This window comes from Bradyrhizobium brasilense (genome assembly GCF_029714345.1).
GTDB lineage: Bacteria > Pseudomonadota > Alphaproteobacteria > Rhizobiales > Xanthobacteraceae > Bradyrhizobium > Bradyrhizobium australafricanum.
The window spans coordinates 2,504,111-2,519,021 of the sequence record NZ_CP121669.1; the positions used below are offsets into that span (position 1 = coordinate 2,504,111).

Genomic DNA, 14,911 nt, shown 5'->3' on the forward strand with positions numbered 1-14,911 from the left:
TATCTCCACTTGCCGAAAGATGGATTGCTTCGCTTCGCTCGCAATGACGTGGCGAGATTGCCGCTCAGCTCTTCTGCGCGTAGAGCAGCGGCACCGCGGAATCGACCATCACCTCGATCAGGCTGGTGCCTTGATGCGACAGCGCGCGCTGGTAGGCGCCCGGAAGCTCGGCTGATTTCGTCACCCGCACGGCGTCGCAGCCCAGGCCTTCGGCGAGCTTGACGAAATCGATGCCGGGCAGATCGAGGCCCGGCACGTTGCGCACCTGCATCACCTGGCTGAACGAGCGCATCGCGCCGTAGCCGGAATTGTTCAGCACGACGACCGTCAGCGGCAACTTGCGCTGCGCCGATGTCCACAGCGCCTGGATCGAATACATCGCCGAGCCGTCGCCGATCAGGCAGACCGTGCGTCCCTGGCGTCGACCGAGCGCCATGCCGACCGCGGCCGGCAGGCTGTAGCCGAGGCCGCCGCTCGCCATGGTGTAGAAGCTGTCCTGGCCGTGCATCGGCATCGCCTTCTGCATCAGCGGGCGGTGCGACGGTATTTCCTCGACCAGCGCATCATGCGACCCCATCGCGGCCGAGAGCGCGTGCAGCGCGTATTCGGCGGGGATCGGGTCGCCGGCCGCGGGCGCCGGCGGCAGGATGCGGCCGGCCGGCGCGGAGCGCCTGGTCTCGGGCAGCATCTCGAGCAGCGCCGTCAGCGCCGGCTTCATCGTCGCGACGATGCTGTGGCCGGTCGGCGTCATCGCGGCGGCATCCGGATCGTCGGTGATCTGGAAGATCGTGGTCGAACCGTCGAAGATCGCCGCATGGCCCTCGACATGGAAAGTGAAGACCGGCGCGCCGACCACGACGACGAGATCGTGATCGCGCAGCGCATCGGAGAGCTGGCCCGGCGCGGCATGCAGGAAGCCGGCGAACTGCGGATGCCGTTCGGGGAACGAGCAGCGCGCCGAGAACGGGCTGGCCCAGACCGCGGCTCTCGACTTCTCGGCGACGCCAACCATGAGATCGACCGCCTCGGCACGATCGACGGCCGGGCCGACGACGAGGGCAGGGCGCTTGGCCTCGCCAAGCGCGGCCACCAGCGCCTGCATCGCCGACAGATCGGGGCCGATCTCGCGGCTGACCTGGCGCGCGTCGAGCGGCTGCGTCGCATGCGCCCAGTCGCCGATCGGCACCGAGACGAAGGTCGGCCCGCAGGGCGGCTGCATCGCGACATAATAGGCGCGCGCGATCGCGGCGGGCACGTCTTCGGCGCGCGCCGGCTCGACCGCGAATTTCACGTAAGGCCGCGGGAATTCCGAGGCCCGCTCGGCATAGAGGAAGGCTTGCAGCGGCATGATCGAGCGCGCCTGCTGGCCCGCGGTGATCACCAGCGGGGTCTGGTTGCGATACGCGTTGTAGATGTTGCCGAGCGCGTTGCCGACGCCGGCCGCCGAATGCAGATTGACGAAACCGGCATTACGCGTCGCCAGCGCATAGCCGTCGGCCATGCCGACGACGGAAGCCTCCTGCAGGCCGAGCACGTAGTCGATGTCGTCGGGCCAGTCGCTCAGGAACGGCAGCTCGGTCGAGCCGGGATTGCCGAACACCTTCTTGATGCCCCACGCGCGCAGCAGGCCGAAGGTGGCGTCCTTGACGGTGACGGTCGTGCCTTTGCTGGCGGCGGGTTTGCGCGAGGACATCGGGCGGCTCCCATTTCTGTCTTGTTACGTTCCGTCATTGCGGGCGGCAAAAGCGGAAAGGCAATCCACCTGTCGATGGATTGCCTGACGATGTCAAGCCGCGGTCTGGATGCGCTCCAGCGTGGAAGAAGCACCGTCGGCTATTCCACGTCATCCTGAGGTGCGAGCGGAGCGAGCCTCGAAGGATGCGTGGCCCGAGTTGGGCCGTCGATCCTTCGAGACGCGCGCTGATGCGCGCTCCTCCAGCGACAAAGGTGCAGCCTTTGCGCGGGGATGACGGGATGACATTCCGTTGCGCTAGTTAATTGGACTTCTGCAGCGCGGCGGTCTGCTTGGCGAGCTGCTTGTCGAAATCCTGCTCCAGCCCGGCCACGTAGGTGGCATTTTCGCCCGGCTTGACGAATGGGTTCGGCGCGCCGTCCTTCATCTGCGCCCGCTTGGCCTGCATGCCGTAGACCTCCGGATGCGGCCCGAGCAGCACGTCGACCTTCATCGCCTTGACCTTGGTGAAGGTCGAGCGGTAGTCGTCGACGATGCCGGGATAGGTCGGACGGCCGACCAGCCGGTTCAGCGCCACCGTTCCGCTGCAGAAGAACAGCACGTTGCGCGCCTGGCTGCCGTCCTTGACCGTGATCTCCCAGCTGGTGCAGCCGGGCGAATGGCCGGGGGTGGTGTGCGCGGTCAGCGTGACATCGCCGAGCGTCACCTTGTCGCCTTCCTTGACGGTGCGGTCGACTTTCACCGGCGCAAAGGCGAGATCGGCGTTATTCTCGTCGCCCGGATAATAGCCGCCCTCGAGCAGCGGCTTGTCGCGCTCGCCGGCGATCAGTTGCGCGCCGGTCTCCTTCTTGATCTCGGCAAAGCCGCCGGTGTGGTCGAGATGGGCGTGGGTGTTGAGGATGACCTTGATGTCGCCCTCCTTGAAGCCGAGCTTGGCGATGTTGTCCTTGATCATGCCGGTCGACTGCTGCATCGCCGTGTCCATCAGGATCAGCCCTTGCGACGTCTTGATGACGTAGACCGCGATCCCGTCAGTGCCCACGTAGTAGATATTGTCGATGAGCTGGAACGGTTCGAACGGCGCGGTCCATTTCTTCATGACAACAGCCATGAAGTCCTTGAGCGTCTGTGCCTGCGCACCGGTTGCGATCAGCGTGAGCGCGCACAGCGCGGCTGCGATCGTCCTCATGGTTGCCTCCCTCTTTGTTGTTGTTCGTGCACGGGCGGGACTATGCGTGCTGGCAACGCCGACCGCAAGCTGCGGAAGGCAAGCCGCCGGGCAGGCGGCCGTCCGTCCGGCGCATTCCTGTTCTGCGTTCAGCTCGCGTATTGCGCGATGCCGTGGCCGAACGACCAGTTCTCCTTGGCGACCTCGACCAGGTTGATGACAACGTCGTCCGGCCGGCCCTGCAGCTGGCTCTGATAGTCGTCCACGATCCGCTTGTAGAACGCCTTCTTCATCTCGACGGTGCGCCCGGCATTCATGGTGATCTGGATGAAGACGAGATCGTCGCTGTAGGTATTGCCGAGATAGTTGTCGGCGTAGTTCAGATCGCCACGGTCGTGCTCGGTGATGACCTGAAACTTGTCGTTCTCCGGCACGTTGATCACCTCGCGCATCGCCTTGTAGACGATCTCGCCCAGCGTCTTGCGATATTCGGCGGACTTGCCGCGCTTCAGGTCGATGCGAACGAATGGCATGGTGGTCTCCTGTGTTGCGCGAGGCTCGGCCCCGCGTGATCGGGATGTACGACGGTGCGAACGGGCATCGTCCGCTTGCGCCGGCGAGGTCGGTGCGTTCAGCGGGCCGCCTTGAAGGCCTCCCAGCGCGCATCGCGCTCTCTCTGGTATTTGGGCGTTCGCTCCGCAACCATGTCCGACCAATGCAGCGGCTTGCCGCAGGACTGGCAGACCGGACCGAGCCCGGCCGGCTTGCCGCAGACGAGGTGCGTATAGTTCATGGAAAGACCGTCCCTGGGTGACTTGCACCAGGTCTCGCCCCAGGCGCGCAGGGCAAACATGACGGGGAAGAACGCCGCGCCCTTCTCCGTCAGATGATATTCGTGGCGCAGCGGCCGCTTGTTGTAGACGCGCCGCGTCACCAGTCCGTCCGCCTCCAGCTTCTTCAGCCGCGCGGTGAGCATCTGCGGGGTCGCGCCGGTATGGGCCTGAATCTCCTCGAAGCGATGGTTGCGCGCGAACAGCTCGCGCAGCACCAGCACGGTCCAGCGGTCGCCCACCACGGTCTCCGCGCGCGCCACCGGACACAGCGTTTGGTCAGCAGGGTTGCCCTTTGGCCTTGCCATCACGTTTTCTTCATCCGGCATTGTTGCTATGATTTTCATAGCAATATGGGCTATCGTCGATATGGATGCAACGGCCGTTTCCGGCCCGGTCCCTCACATTTCAAGGAGCACGCCATGAGTACCGAAGGCAGGAAATCGGGTATCGACATGAAGCTCGAGGTCGTGGTGATTCCGGTGTCCGATGTCGACCGGGCCAAGCGCTTTTATGAAAATCTCGGCTGGCGGCTCGACGCCGATTTCGTCAGGGCGGACGGGTCCCGGGCGCTGCAGCTGACGCCGCCGGGCTCGCCGACCTCGATCCATCTCGACAAGGGATCCGCGCTGCCGCGCTTCCTGATCGTGAACGACATCGAGGCGGCGCGCGCCGACCTGATCGCGCGCGGCGCCGATGTCAGCGAGGTGTTCCATCGCGGGGCGGCGGGCCGCATCAAGGGACCCGATCCGGAGCGGCCGAGCTACGGTTCGCTGGCGACCTTCAACGATCCCGACGGCAATGTCTGGCTGCTGCAGCAGGTGACGCAGCGTCTGCCCGGACGCGTCGACGGAAACAGCACGACTTTCGCTTCATCCGCTGATCTTGCCGCGGCGCTCCGGCGCGCAGCCGAAGCCCATGGCGAGCACGAGAAGCGAACCGGCGGCCACGATGCGAACTGGCCGGACTGGTACGCCGACTACATCGTGCGCGAGCAGGCCGGCAAGCCGCTGCCGGAGTGAAGGATCAAACAGGAGTATCCGTCATGGCGGCGCAATCGATCGCGCAGTTTCGCGAACGGACCGCCGCGCTCGGCGTCAAAGTTGCCGGGGACGCGGTGTACGCCGGCCGAGTAGGCGGAGTTACGCCTTGAGGCTGGCGCCGCGCTCGGACAAAACCTTCTCGGCCTTCGGCGTCAGCTCGTAGAGGTCGCCGTCCTTGGCGACGTATCCCTCCCTGATGAGCCGGTCGACTTCGCCTTGCACGTCGTCAGCGAAGGCAATGGATTGGGCGATGTCGCAGAGAACCGCGACCTGTTCATCTCTAAGCATGGCGTCCTCCGTCAGGGCGGGGAACGCGCAAGCCGGCATTCGGTTCCAAGGGGCCGGATGATACACCCGGCTTTCACCCGGTGAGCTGTGGCTCCGGGTGTTGCATCTTACCCATGCCGCGCATCGAGTACCGGCGCGTAGCCACCGCCGTCTCGGCGAACATGAGCACAGCGCGGGCCGCGGAAGTGGGCGGGTATGACGAGGCGGCCGCTGTCCGCGGCCTCTGCCAGGATCTTCGTCCTCGTCTCGCGCGCGAGCTGTGGGTCGGCACAGGATGATGTCGACAGATCGGGCTGGAAGATCTGCACCGGATTGTGCACGGCATCGCCGCAAAAGATCGCGCGATGTTGTGCGTAGTCTACCATCAGCCCCATCTGGCCGCTGGTGTGGCCCGGCAGCGGGACCAGCCGCAGGCCCGGTCCCAACTGATGGCCATCGTCGACCAGATCGACACGGCCTGCCTCGACGATCGGGATGACGCTCTGCTCCAGGGCGCGGGCGTGGATCGGCGGGGCACGTCCGGCATCATGCTGCGTCATCCAGTCGGCCAGCTCGCGGCGGCCGAACAGATACCGCGCGTTGGGAAAGGTCGGCTGCCAGCGGCCGCTGTCCTGGCGGGTATTCCAGCCGACGTGATCGACATGCAGATGGGTGCAGAATACGACGTCGATGCCGGCCGGGTCGATGCCGCACGCGCGCAATCGATCGAGGAAGCCGCTGCCGCGCCGCCGATGCCAGGCCGGAATCTCGGGGATGTCCTTGTGCTCGCCGATGCAGGCGTCGATCAGCAGCGTTCGGCCGCCGGTTCGCACCACAAAACTCTGGATCGCGTGTTTCGCGACGCCCCGGGTGAGGTCGATGAACACCGGCTCCAGCGTGGCACGATGCGCTTCGATCAAGCCGCGATCGTGTCCGGGCAGGAATTCGGCGAGCGGAAGGCCGAAATCGTCGTCGTCGACGATGACGTCGACGGTTGCGTCGCCGATCGCAAATTGCATGACCGCTCCTTCCCGGAGAACCGTGCATCCCAACGCGCGGTCACTATGCAGGTTGGCGCCGTCGATCGCAAGTTGCGTCGCTTGTGAACGGCTATCAGACCATGCCGCGCAGCAGGCCGATCAGGCGGCCGCACTCATCGTCGGTGCCGACCGTGATGCGCAAGAAGTCCTCGATCCGCGGCTTCTGAAAATGCCGCACCAGCACGCCGCGCTCGCGCAACCTCGCGGCGAGATCGGCGCCGCGATGGCTGGGATGGCGGGCGAACACGAAATTCGCCTGCGACGGCAGCACCTCGAAGCCCAGCTCAATGAGGCTGCGGACCAGCGCCTCTCTGCTCCGGATGATGCGTTGCCGCGTCTCCTCGAACCACGCCTCGTCCTCGATGGAGGCGACCGCGCCTGCGAGCGCGAAGCAGTCCAGCGGATAGGAGTTGAAGCTGTCCTTGACCCGCTCCAGCGCCTCGATCAGCGGGCGTTGGCCGATGGCGAAGCCGACGCGCAAGCCGGCCAGCGCGCGCGACTTGGAGAGCGTCTGGATGACGAGCAGATTGTCGTGGCGCGCGACCAGCGGCACGGCGCTCTCGGCGCCGAAGTCGACATAGGCCTCGTCGACCACCACCAGCCGGTCGGGATGCTCGGTGAGCAGCGCCTCGATCGCGGCGCGCGGCAGCGCGGTGCCGGTCGGTGCGTTGGGATTGCACAGCAGGACGGCGCTGCCGGGCCGCCGGTAGTCGGCAAGGTTCAGCCGCATCGCGGCGTCGAGCGGCACGGTCTCGTAGCCGACGCCATAGAGGCGGCAATAGACCGGGTAGAAGCTGTAGGTGATATCGGGAAACAGCAGCGGCGCATCGTGCTTCAGCAGCGCCGGGAACGCGTGGGCCAGCACCTCGTCCGAGCCGTTGCCGACGAACACGTCGTCCTCCGCGACGCCGTAGCGCCTCGCGATCGCCTCACGCAGCGCGGTTGCGCGCGGGTCCGGATAGAGCCGCAGGCGATCCGTCGTCGCCGTGATCGCCGCCACCGCACGCGGCGACGGCGGGTAGGGATTTTCGTTGGTATTGAGCTTGATAAGGCCGTCGATCTTCGGCTGCTCGCCGGGCACGTATGGCGACAGATTGTGGACGACCGAACTCCAGAAGCGACTCATGATCTGCGATCCAGGGATGAACGCGATCACAATAAGGAATACGAGGCGCTGATGAAAGCGCCTCTTTATTCCCTCGCGTTATGACAGGCGTCGTGCTCGCGCGTTACCAGGTCGCCGTGCCCTTCATGGTCGGCTGGCCCTCGGCATTCGCGGTCCACAGCTCCATGCCGCCGTCCTTGTCGCTGGCATTGATCGAGAACTCGCTGCCCTCGAACAGCGGCTGCACGCCGCGATAGGCGAGCTTCTTCGGCGGCTTGCCGCCGCGCAGCTTGGCGGCGAACTCGACGATGAAGGAAGCCTGCAGCGGGCCGTGGAAGATCAGGCCCGGATAGCCCTCGACCTTGGTGACGTAGTCGCGGTCGTAATGAATGCGATGGCCGTTGAAGGTCAGCGCCGAGTAGCGGAACAAGAGCACCGGGTCGGAGACGTGGCTCTCGCGATGCTGCGCGACCGGCGGAGGCGGCGGCGCCTTGGCCGGCGCAGCGCCCTGCGTGCTCGTCATCTCGCGATAAACGATGTCCTGCCGTTCGCGCACCGCAAGCCCGCGCGAGGTCGTCACCTCGTGATTGACCGAGACGAAGCACAGCGTGCCGGTCGAGCCTGATTTGACCGTGACGTCGACGATCTTCGAGGTGCGTTTGGCCTCATCGCCGATGCGCAAGCTGTCGAAGAATTCGAGCTCGCCGCCGGCCCACATCCGGCGCGGCAGCGGCACCGGCGGCAGGAAGCCGCCGCGGGTCGGGTGGCCGTCGGGGCCAAGCTGCGACATCGGAAACACCGGCTGCGCCAGGCACCAATGCGTGGTCCACGGCGCGGCGTCACCGGCCTTCGGCTCGCCGATCTCCTGGAACAGCGTCGCGCGCAGCCCCATCACGAGATATTTGGTGACGACGTCGGAGGCCTCCGTGGTCTTGCCGATCCATTGGCGGAGATGATCGAGGTCGAGTTTGTCGCTCATGATTGTGTTGCCCGGGCAGGAGGGATTTCAGGAACGTCTGGTGCGCTCGCCGATCGCGGGCACCTTGCCGTAGTGCCTGTCCTCGCCGACCACGATCGCGGCCGGCGCCGGATAGCTGACCTTGCCGTTCGGCGTGTCGACCTCGACGCGGCGCAGATGCGGATGTTTCGCGAGGTCGTCCATGCTGTTGACCTCGGCAAAGGCGATATCGGCCTCGGCAAGCTTCGCCAGCAATTCCTCGCGCGTCAATTTGCCGAAGCTGTCGCTGACGATTCCGTCGGTCAGCACCCGGTTGCGCACGCGCTCGACCATGTTGGCAAAGCGCGGATCGTCGGGCAGGCCGGGCTGGCCCAGCACCTTGGCGCAGAGCGTCTTCCACTCGCGCTCGCTCTGGATCGAGATCAGGATCTCCTTGCCGTCCTTCGAGCGGAACACGCCATAGGGCGCGATCGAGGGATGGGCGAGGCCGATCCGCTTCGGCGACTTGCCGTCCTCGGCATTGAGCAGCGGCACGGTGAGCCAGTCGGCCATGACGTCGAACATCGAGATGCGGATGTCGGCACCGTCTCCGGTGCGGCCGCGGCCGATCAGCGCCTCGAGGATCGCGGCATGTGCGGTGGCGCCGGTTGCGACGTCGACGATCGACATGCCGACGCGCGAGGCGCCTTCCGGGCCGCCGGTGATCGAGGCAAGGCCGCTCTCGGCCTGGATCAACAGGTCATAGGCCTTGCGGTCGGCATAGGGGCCGGTGTCGCCATAGCCCGTGATCGTGCACATGATCAGCTTCGGGTAATCCTTGCGCAGCCGCTCGCGCGCGAAGCCGAGCTTGTCCATCGAGCCGGGCTTGAGGTTCTGCAGCAGCACGTCGGCGTCGGCGATCAGCGTCTCGAGCTGCGCGCGGCCTTCCTTGGTGGCGAGGTCGACCACGGCAGAATCCTTGCCGCGGTTCAGCCAGACGAAATAGCTGCTCTGGCCCTTCGCCGCGGCGTCGTAGCCGCGGGCGAAATCGCCTTCGGGCCGCTCGATCTTGATGACATGGGCGCCGGCGTCGGCGAGGCGTGACGAGCAGAACGGCGCGGCAACCGCTTGCTCGACGGCGATGACGGTCAATCCCTCAAGCGGCAGCATGATCAAGCAACTCAGTAGGAGCGGGGCATGCCGAGCACATGCTCGGCGACGTAGGACAGGATCAGGTTGGTCGAGATCGGCGCCACCTGGTAGAGCCGGGTCTCGCGGAACTTGCGCTCGACGTCGTATTCCTCGGCGAAGCCGAAGCCGCCATGGGTTTGCACGCAGGCATTGGCCGCTTCCCAGGAGGCATCGGCCGCCAGCATCTTGGCCATGTTGGCCTCGGCGCCGCAGTCGAGACCGGCTTCATATTTGCGGGTGGCTTCCTTCACCATCAATTCGGCCGCGCGCATCGAGGCATAGGCCTTGGCGACCGGGAACTGGATGCCTTGATTCTGGCCGATCGGCCGGCCGAACACGCTGCGCTCCTTGGCGTAGTTGGTCGCCTTGGCGATGAACCACTTGGCGTCGCCGACGCACTCGGCGGCGATCAGGATGCGCTCGGCGTTCATGCCGGAGAGGATGTAGCGAAAACCCTTGCCTTCCTCGCCGATCAGATTCTCCGCCGGCACCTTCATGTCGGTGAAGAACACTTCGGTCGTGGCGTGGTTCATCATGGTGCGGATCGGGCGGATCTCCAGCCCCTTGCCCTTCACCTCGCGCATGTCGACGATGAACACCGAGAGACCGTCGGTGCGCTTCTTCGACTGCTCCTTCGGCGTGGTGCGCGCGAGCAGGACCATCAGGTCGGAATACTCGGCGCGGCTGGTCCAGATCTTCTGGCCGTTGACGACGTAATGGTCGCCCTCGCGGCGCGCGAAGGTTTTCAGCGACGACGTGTCGGTGCCGCTGGTCGGCTCGGTGACGCCGAACGCCTGCAGCCGCAACTCGCCGGTCGCGACCTTCGGCAGATACTTGGCCTTTTGCGCGTCATTGCCGTGCCGCAGCACGGTGCCCATCGTGTACATCTGGGCGTGGCAGCCGCCGCCGTTGCAGCCGGCGCGCTGGATCTCTTCCAGGATCGCCGCCGCCGCCGACAGCTTCAGGCCGGCGCCGCCATATTCCTCGGGGATCAAGACCGAGAGATAGCCGGCCTCCGTCAGCGCATCGACGAACTCCTTCGGATAGGCCATCTGGCGATCGAGCTTGCGCCAGTATTCGCCGGGAAACTGCGCGCAGAGTTTTGCCACCGCGTCGCGGATGTCGGAATGGTCGTCGATGTGTTGATCGTGTGCGGTCATTGTTTCGTCTTGCCGAGAGGTTGCGCCAGAGCGTGTTCGAGCGAAGCGGAAATCGGTTCGCGTGAAGAAAACGCCCGCTGTTGTGGGGCCCCGGTAAACTCCCTATGCTGTTTTGTTATAGCGTATGAACCTGCCTTCCAGGATTGGCAAGTATGGATTTCCGCCAGCTTAGGACCTTTGCGTGCGTCGCGGAACTCGGGAGCCTGAGCAAGGCATCCGATACCTTGCGGGTCGCGCAGCCGGCGCTGAGCCGGCAGATCAAGCTGCTGGAACACGAGCTGCGCACCGAATTGTTCACGCGCAACGGCCGCGGCATGGTGCTGACCGATGCCGGCCGGCTGCTGCTGGCGCGCACCAGCGGTATCGTGCGGCAGATCGACCAGATCCGCGACGACATCCAGTCCGCCGGCGGCGCACCGTCCGGGCGCGTCGTGCTCGGGCTGGTGCCGACGGTGAGCTGCGTGCTGTCGGCGCGGCTGGCGCGGCGCACGGTGGAGCGCTATCCCGGCATCTCGCTCTGCATCGTCGAGAGCTACAGCGGCCATCTGATCGAGTGGCTGCATCGCGGCGAGATGGACCTTGCCGTGATCTATGGCCCGTCGGTCGATCTGCATCTGGCGGTGCAGAGCCTCGGCCGCGACAGCATCGTCGCGGTCGGCCCGCGCGGCAGCGGGCTGAAGCCGAAGAAGCAGGTCGACTTCGGCTGGCTGATGCGCCAGCGCCTGGTGCTGCCAAGTCATTCGCACGGCCTCCGTGCGCTGCTCGAACATGCCGCGGCCAAAAAGAAGATCGATCTCGACGTCAAGCTCGAGGCGGATTCGTTTCGCGTGCTGACCAGCCTGGTCGAGGAGGGGCTCGGATATACCTTGCTGCCGCCGTCCTCGGTCCGCGCCGAGGTGGCGGAGGGCCGGCTCGAGACCGCCGCCATCGCGCGGCCGGCGCCGCGGCGCGAGCTGACGCTGGCCTCGCCGGTCGAGCATCCCGGCTCCAACGCGATGACGCTGATCGCGAAGCTGTTGCGTGACGAGGTCGCCGCGCTGCGCGCCGAGGGGCTCTGGGATATCCAGCTCGCCTGAGCGCGGCTCCGCATCAGCTCACCTTGAAGCCGAGATGGCCGCGGAAGCGGTTCTTCAGGTAGGTGCCGTCGCGCGGCGGCAGCGCGCGCTCGACCTCGCCGGCCGCGATCCGGATCCGCGCCAGCCGCGGGCCGCCGCCGAGATCGCGCAGGCTGTTGCGGAAGTTCTCGATGCCGGCCATGTCGGCGATCTCACAGACATTGCCGATGCCTGCGCCGCTCGCAATCACTTCGAGCCTGGCGCCGAGGCCGGAGTGACTCGGCTGCATGCCGGTCTCGCCGAAATGGCCGTTGTCGAGCACCGCGATCGAGAGATTGCCGGGCTGCTTGGTCGCGATCGTCAGCAGGCTGCCGATCCCCATCAGCTGCTCGCCGTCGCCGGTGATCACGAGCACCGGGCGCTTCGGTTGCGCCAGCGCGAGGCCGAGCCCGACCATCGCGGCGCCGCCCATCGCGCCCCACAGATAGAAATTGCCGGGATGCTCGCCGGCGTCGAACACGTCGTAGGAGGAGGAGCCGAGCCCGGAGATCACGAGCAGCTCGCCGCGGTCGGCGAGCAGCGCCTTCACGGCAGCGCGGCGATCGAGAGTGCCTGTTGATGCCGACATCAGTGCGTCTCCCTGGTCCACTTCTTGCGGCCGATCATCCGCTGCGAGATCAGCACCGCGACCTGCTGGTCGCCGTCATAGGCGAGCGAGGCGGCGGCCGAGATCACCTCCTCGGCATCGTCGGGGTTCTCCAGCCGCAGCACGGTGGTACCCATGATCTCGAACGCCTGCGGCGTCGCCCGGCCCATCGGGATCTGCCAGGGATTGAACTCGGCCCATTCGCCGCGCATCGTCACCAAGGTGAGCAGCGGGAAACGGCAGCTCGCCATCAGCGACAGCATGTTGACGCAATTGCCGACGCCGCTCGATTGCATCAACAGCACCGCGCGATCGCCGCCGAGCCAGGCGCCGGCCGAAAGCGCCACGCCCTCTTCCTCTGTCGTCAGCACCGTGGTCTTGATGTCGGCATCGGCGTGCGACAGCTTGATCAGCTTGGAATGTCCCGCATCGGGAACGTAGGACACCTGTGCCACGCCAAAGCTCTTCAGCGTGCGGTAGATCGCAACCGGCCAGTCCCGGCTGGTTGCGCTGTCCTGGTGAACGGCAATCTGGTCCATCATGGCCTCGGCGGTAGCGTTTTCGAACGAACCGGGTACCGGTTCGCGAAGAAAAACGCGTCAATACAAGGGACGCGCATTGGCGCGTCCTCATACCGCTGGCTTTAAGCCAGGTCAGGGGTTTATTCTCTTCGCATCTGGCTCGCCCAGCTATGCCGGAATTTTATAGGGCCAGGGTTTTGCAGGGCCGACGCAAGCGAAATGGCGGGCGGAGCCGACTGCGTCTTTTGGTCGGGTCGAACGACAGCCCCATTACGGCCTAAAACGACGCTCTATGCTAGAAGATGCCGGTTGGCGGCAGCGCCGGCTTCATTTTCAAGGCTTCATTTCGCATATCGATATATCCGTCGCATTTTCAGGGATCAGGGCATGATTGTCCGAGATCGGTTTCGCGGCCTCTTCCCAAAGTATTTTCTCGCGCTGTTCCTGGCCGTCGCGCTTCCGCTCGTGATCAACGGGTCGATCGAAGCCTGGTTCGGTTACCGCGATCAGCGCGCAAGGCTGGACCAGTTGCTTGGTGTTCAGGCGGCTTCCGCGGCCGCTGAAATTCATAACTTCATCTCCGACATTGCAAGCCAGCTCGGCTGGCTGGTCCAGCTTCCCTGGACCAACGAGGCCGATGAGGATCGCCGAACCGATGCGTTGCGTCTGTTTCGTCAAGCGCCGGCCGTCGTCAGCCTGACACTCATCGACAACAATGGGTTGGAGCGTCTCTACGTCTCACGGGTCGGCCTCAATCGAATTGAAAGTCGTATCGACCGATCGGCTGAACCTGCGCTGGTCGGCGCCCACGCGCGCCAGGTTTGGTTCAGCGATGTCAGCTACAACAGAGGCTCGGAGCCGTATTTGACCATTGCGCTCGTCGGTAACCGATCCGCCGTCGGCGCAGTCATCGCCGAAGTCAATCTCAAGCTGATCTGGGATGTCGTATCGGCGATCAAGGTGGGAGAGACCGGCCTCGCCTTCGTGCTGGACCGGCCGGGCCGTCTCATTGCCCATCCCGACATCAGCCTCGTCCTCCGCGGGCTGGAAGAAACAACCTCTCAGCCGTTTCGCACCATACGCGACGCGATCGGCCCGGGAGCGGGCTTTGCAACGGGCCGCGACGGACAGGGACGTCCGGTTGCCGCCCGCGCGGCTCCTGTGGCGGGTCCCGACTGGACCGTCGTGGTGGCGCAGCCGCTCTCCGAGGCTTACGCCCCGATCTATGCCGCGTTGCGACGGACCACAGTGCTTCTCGCGGGCAGCACCGTATTTGCAGGGCTGCTCGCCTATGCATTCGCGCACCGGATGACCGAGCCGATCAGGCTGCTCGAGGAGGGGACGGAGCGGATCGGCGCCGGATCGTTCGAGCACCGCATTTCGATCCAGACCGGGGACGAATTTCAGCGTCTGGCAAGCAGCTTCAACAGGATGGCCGGCGAGCTCGCGCTGGCGCAGCAGCACCAGGAGCGGATCGCGAAGCTCAAGCGGTTTCTCGCGCCTCAAGTCGCCGATCTCGTCGATCGTGCCGGCGATGACAGCGTGCTGGATGGCCGACGCACCGACGTCGTCGTTGTGTTCTGTGACTTGCGCGGGTTCACCGCGTTTTCCGCGGGCGTCGCTCCCGAGGAAGTCATGAGCGTGCTGTCCGAATATTATGAGGTTCTGGGCAGGGTCATTGCGCGGTTCGAAGCAACGCTCATCAGCTTCTCGGGAGACGGGTTGATGGTGCTGGTGAACGCACCCGTGCCGGTCGAGGAGCCGGCGCTGAGAGCCGTCGACCTTGCGACCGAAATGCAGAAGCGCGTGCAGGGCTTGATCGGCGGCTGGCGGTCGCGGGGCTACCAGGTTGGCTTTGGAATAGGGCTTGCCAGTGGATCGGCGACGGTTGGGCGGATCGGCTACGAAGACCGGCTCGATTACACGGCCATCGGCAGTGTCGTGAATCTCGCCGCCCGCCTGTGCGCATCTGCCGCAGATCGGGAAATCCTGATGGACGCAGGGACCGCCGCAAGCGTCAGAGGCAAGCGCTCCCTGGAGGATATCGGGAGTCGCCAAATCAAGGGCTTCGATGACGCCATTCCGGTGTTCGGAATATCTTTTTGATGTGCGTCGGCCGATGTAGACCGGAGCGGTTCGGTGCAGTCCATTGGCGACTGGTTTCGGATCGTGGGATATACTTCCGCCGACGGCGAACGCCAGCGGGTCGATAGAGCATGAGTTGCGCTCATTCTCGTGCAGCAGCATCGCACGGA

Annotated in this window: 16 protein-coding genes; 4 read left to right on the forward strand and 12 right to left on the reverse strand. The window is 65.4% G+C overall.

Going from position 1 to position 14,911, the window contains the following annotated elements:
- Positions 1–64: 64 nt before the first annotated feature.
- The 4 genes from mdlC to QA635_RS11545 form a co-directional block, all read right to left on the reverse strand.
- Positions 65–1,693: a benzoylformate decarboxylase gene (mdlC, locus tag QA635_RS11530; RefSeq protein ID WP_283069017.1), complete on the reverse strand. Its 1,629-nt coding sequence runs from the start codon at positions 1,691–1,693 to the stop codon at positions 65–67.
- 301 nt (positions 1,694–1,994) lie between these two features.
- Positions 1,995–2,882 carry a BJP family subclass B3 metallo-beta-lactamase gene (gene blaBJP / locus QA635_RS11535; RefSeq protein ID WP_283069019.1) on the reverse strand — a complete coding sequence of 296 codons (888 nt, stop codon included), beginning with the start codon at positions 2,880–2,882 and terminating at the stop codon, positions 1,995–1,997.
- A gap of 128 nt (positions 2,883–3,010) precedes the next feature.
- A complete protein-coding gene (locus QA635_RS11540) occupies positions 3,011–3,394 on the reverse strand; it encodes a tautomerase family protein (protein ID WP_283069021.1) in 384 nt (127 codons plus the stop codon).
- Positions 3,395–3,492: 98 nt separating this feature from the next.
- The gene (locus QA635_RS11545) at positions 3,493–3,999 is read right to left on the reverse strand and encodes a winged helix-turn-helix transcriptional regulator (RefSeq protein WP_283069022.1); all 507 of its coding nucleotides are present in this window, start codon (positions 3,997–3,999) and stop codon (positions 3,493–3,495) included.
- A 114-nt stretch (positions 4,000–4,113) separates the two neighbouring features.
- Between QA635_RS11545 and QA635_RS11550 the strand changes: the two genes are divergently transcribed.
- A complete protein-coding gene (locus QA635_RS11550) occupies positions 4,114–4,713 on the forward strand; it encodes a VOC family protein (RefSeq protein ID WP_283069023.1) in 600 nt (199 codons plus the stop codon).
- A 120-nt stretch (positions 4,714–4,833) separates the two neighbouring features.
- On the opposite strand, the gene QA635_RS11555 is transcribed toward QA635_RS11550, so the two are convergent.
- Together QA635_RS11555 and QA635_RS11560 are read right to left on the reverse strand one after the other, a co-directional pair.
- Positions 4,834–5,022 (reverse strand): Rossmann-fold NAD(P)-binding domain-containing protein, encoded by a 189-nt coding sequence (locus tag QA635_RS11555; RefSeq protein ID WP_028334959.1) that lies wholly within the window; start codon positions 5,020–5,022, stop codon positions 4,834–4,836.
- A 107-nt stretch (positions 5,023–5,129) separates the two neighbouring features.
- Positions 5,130–5,921, reverse strand: coding sequence for an MBL fold metallo-hydrolase (locus tag QA635_RS11560; protein WP_283069026.1), 792 nt, complete (start codon positions 5,919–5,921; stop codon positions 5,130–5,132).
- Between QA635_RS11560 and QA635_RS11565 the strand changes: the two genes are divergently transcribed.
- Complete coding sequence (locus tag QA635_RS11565; protein WP_283069028.1) at positions 5,907–6,107, forward strand: hypothetical protein; 201 nt, start codon at positions 5,907–5,909, stop codon at positions 6,105–6,107. The two genes, QA635_RS11560 and QA635_RS11565, sit on opposite strands and share 15 nt — an antisense overlap.
- A gap of 7 nt (positions 6,108–6,114) precedes the next feature.
- On the opposite strand, the gene hisC is transcribed toward QA635_RS11565, so the two are convergent.
- The 4 genes from hisC to QA635_RS11585 form a co-directional block, all read right to left on the reverse strand.
- Positions 6,115–7,167: a histidinol-phosphate transaminase gene (hisC, locus tag QA635_RS11570; protein ID WP_283069030.1), complete on the reverse strand. Its 1,053-nt coding sequence runs from the start codon at positions 7,165–7,167 to the stop codon at positions 6,115–6,117.
- 103 nt (positions 7,168–7,270) lie between these two features.
- Positions 7,271–8,125: an HTD2 family dehydratase gene (locus QA635_RS11575; protein ID WP_157347131.1), complete on the reverse strand. Its 855-nt coding sequence runs from the start codon at positions 8,123–8,125 to the stop codon at positions 7,271–7,273.
- A 27-nt stretch (positions 8,126–8,152) separates the two neighbouring features.
- Positions 8,153–9,253 carry a CaiB/BaiF CoA transferase family protein gene (locus tag QA635_RS11580; RefSeq protein ID WP_283069033.1) on the reverse strand — a complete coding sequence of 367 codons (1,101 nt, stop codon included), beginning with the start codon at positions 9,251–9,253 and terminating at the stop codon, positions 8,153–8,155.
- An 11-nt stretch (positions 9,254–9,264) separates the two neighbouring features.
- Positions 9,265–10,434 carry an acyl-CoA dehydrogenase family protein gene (locus QA635_RS11585; protein ID WP_050386889.1) on the reverse strand — a complete coding sequence of 390 codons (1,170 nt, stop codon included), beginning with the start codon at positions 10,432–10,434 and terminating at the stop codon, positions 9,265–9,267.
- A 152-nt stretch (positions 10,435–10,586) separates the two neighbouring features.
- Between QA635_RS11585 and QA635_RS11590 the strand changes: the two genes are divergently transcribed.
- Entirely contained in the window at positions 10,587–11,510 is a 924-nt protein-coding gene (locus QA635_RS11590) for a LysR substrate-binding domain-containing protein (protein ID WP_028334965.1), read from the forward strand.
- Positions 11,511–11,523: 13 nt separating this feature from the next.
- Here QA635_RS11590 and QA635_RS11595 read toward each other — a convergent pair whose 3' ends face one another.
- Both QA635_RS11595 and QA635_RS11600 read right to left on the reverse strand, forming a co-directional pair.
- The gene (locus tag QA635_RS11595) at positions 11,524–12,117 is read right to left on the reverse strand and encodes a thiamine pyrophosphate-dependent enzyme (protein WP_283069037.1); all 594 of its coding nucleotides are present in this window, start codon (positions 12,115–12,117) and stop codon (positions 11,524–11,526) included.
- Positions 12,117–12,677: a thiamine pyrophosphate-binding protein gene (locus QA635_RS11600; RefSeq protein WP_156436427.1), complete on the reverse strand. Its 561-nt coding sequence runs from the start codon at positions 12,675–12,677 to the stop codon at positions 12,117–12,119. The genes QA635_RS11595 and QA635_RS11600 overlap by 1 nt, the downstream gene beginning before the upstream one ends.
- Positions 12,678–13,043: 366 nt before the next feature.
- Between QA635_RS11600 and QA635_RS11605 the strand changes: the two genes are divergently transcribed.
- A complete protein-coding gene (locus tag QA635_RS11605; protein ID WP_283069039.1) occupies positions 13,044–14,762 on the forward strand; it encodes an adenylate/guanylate cyclase domain-containing protein in 1,719 nt (572 codons plus the stop codon).
- Positions 14,763–14,911: the final 149 nt, after the last annotated feature.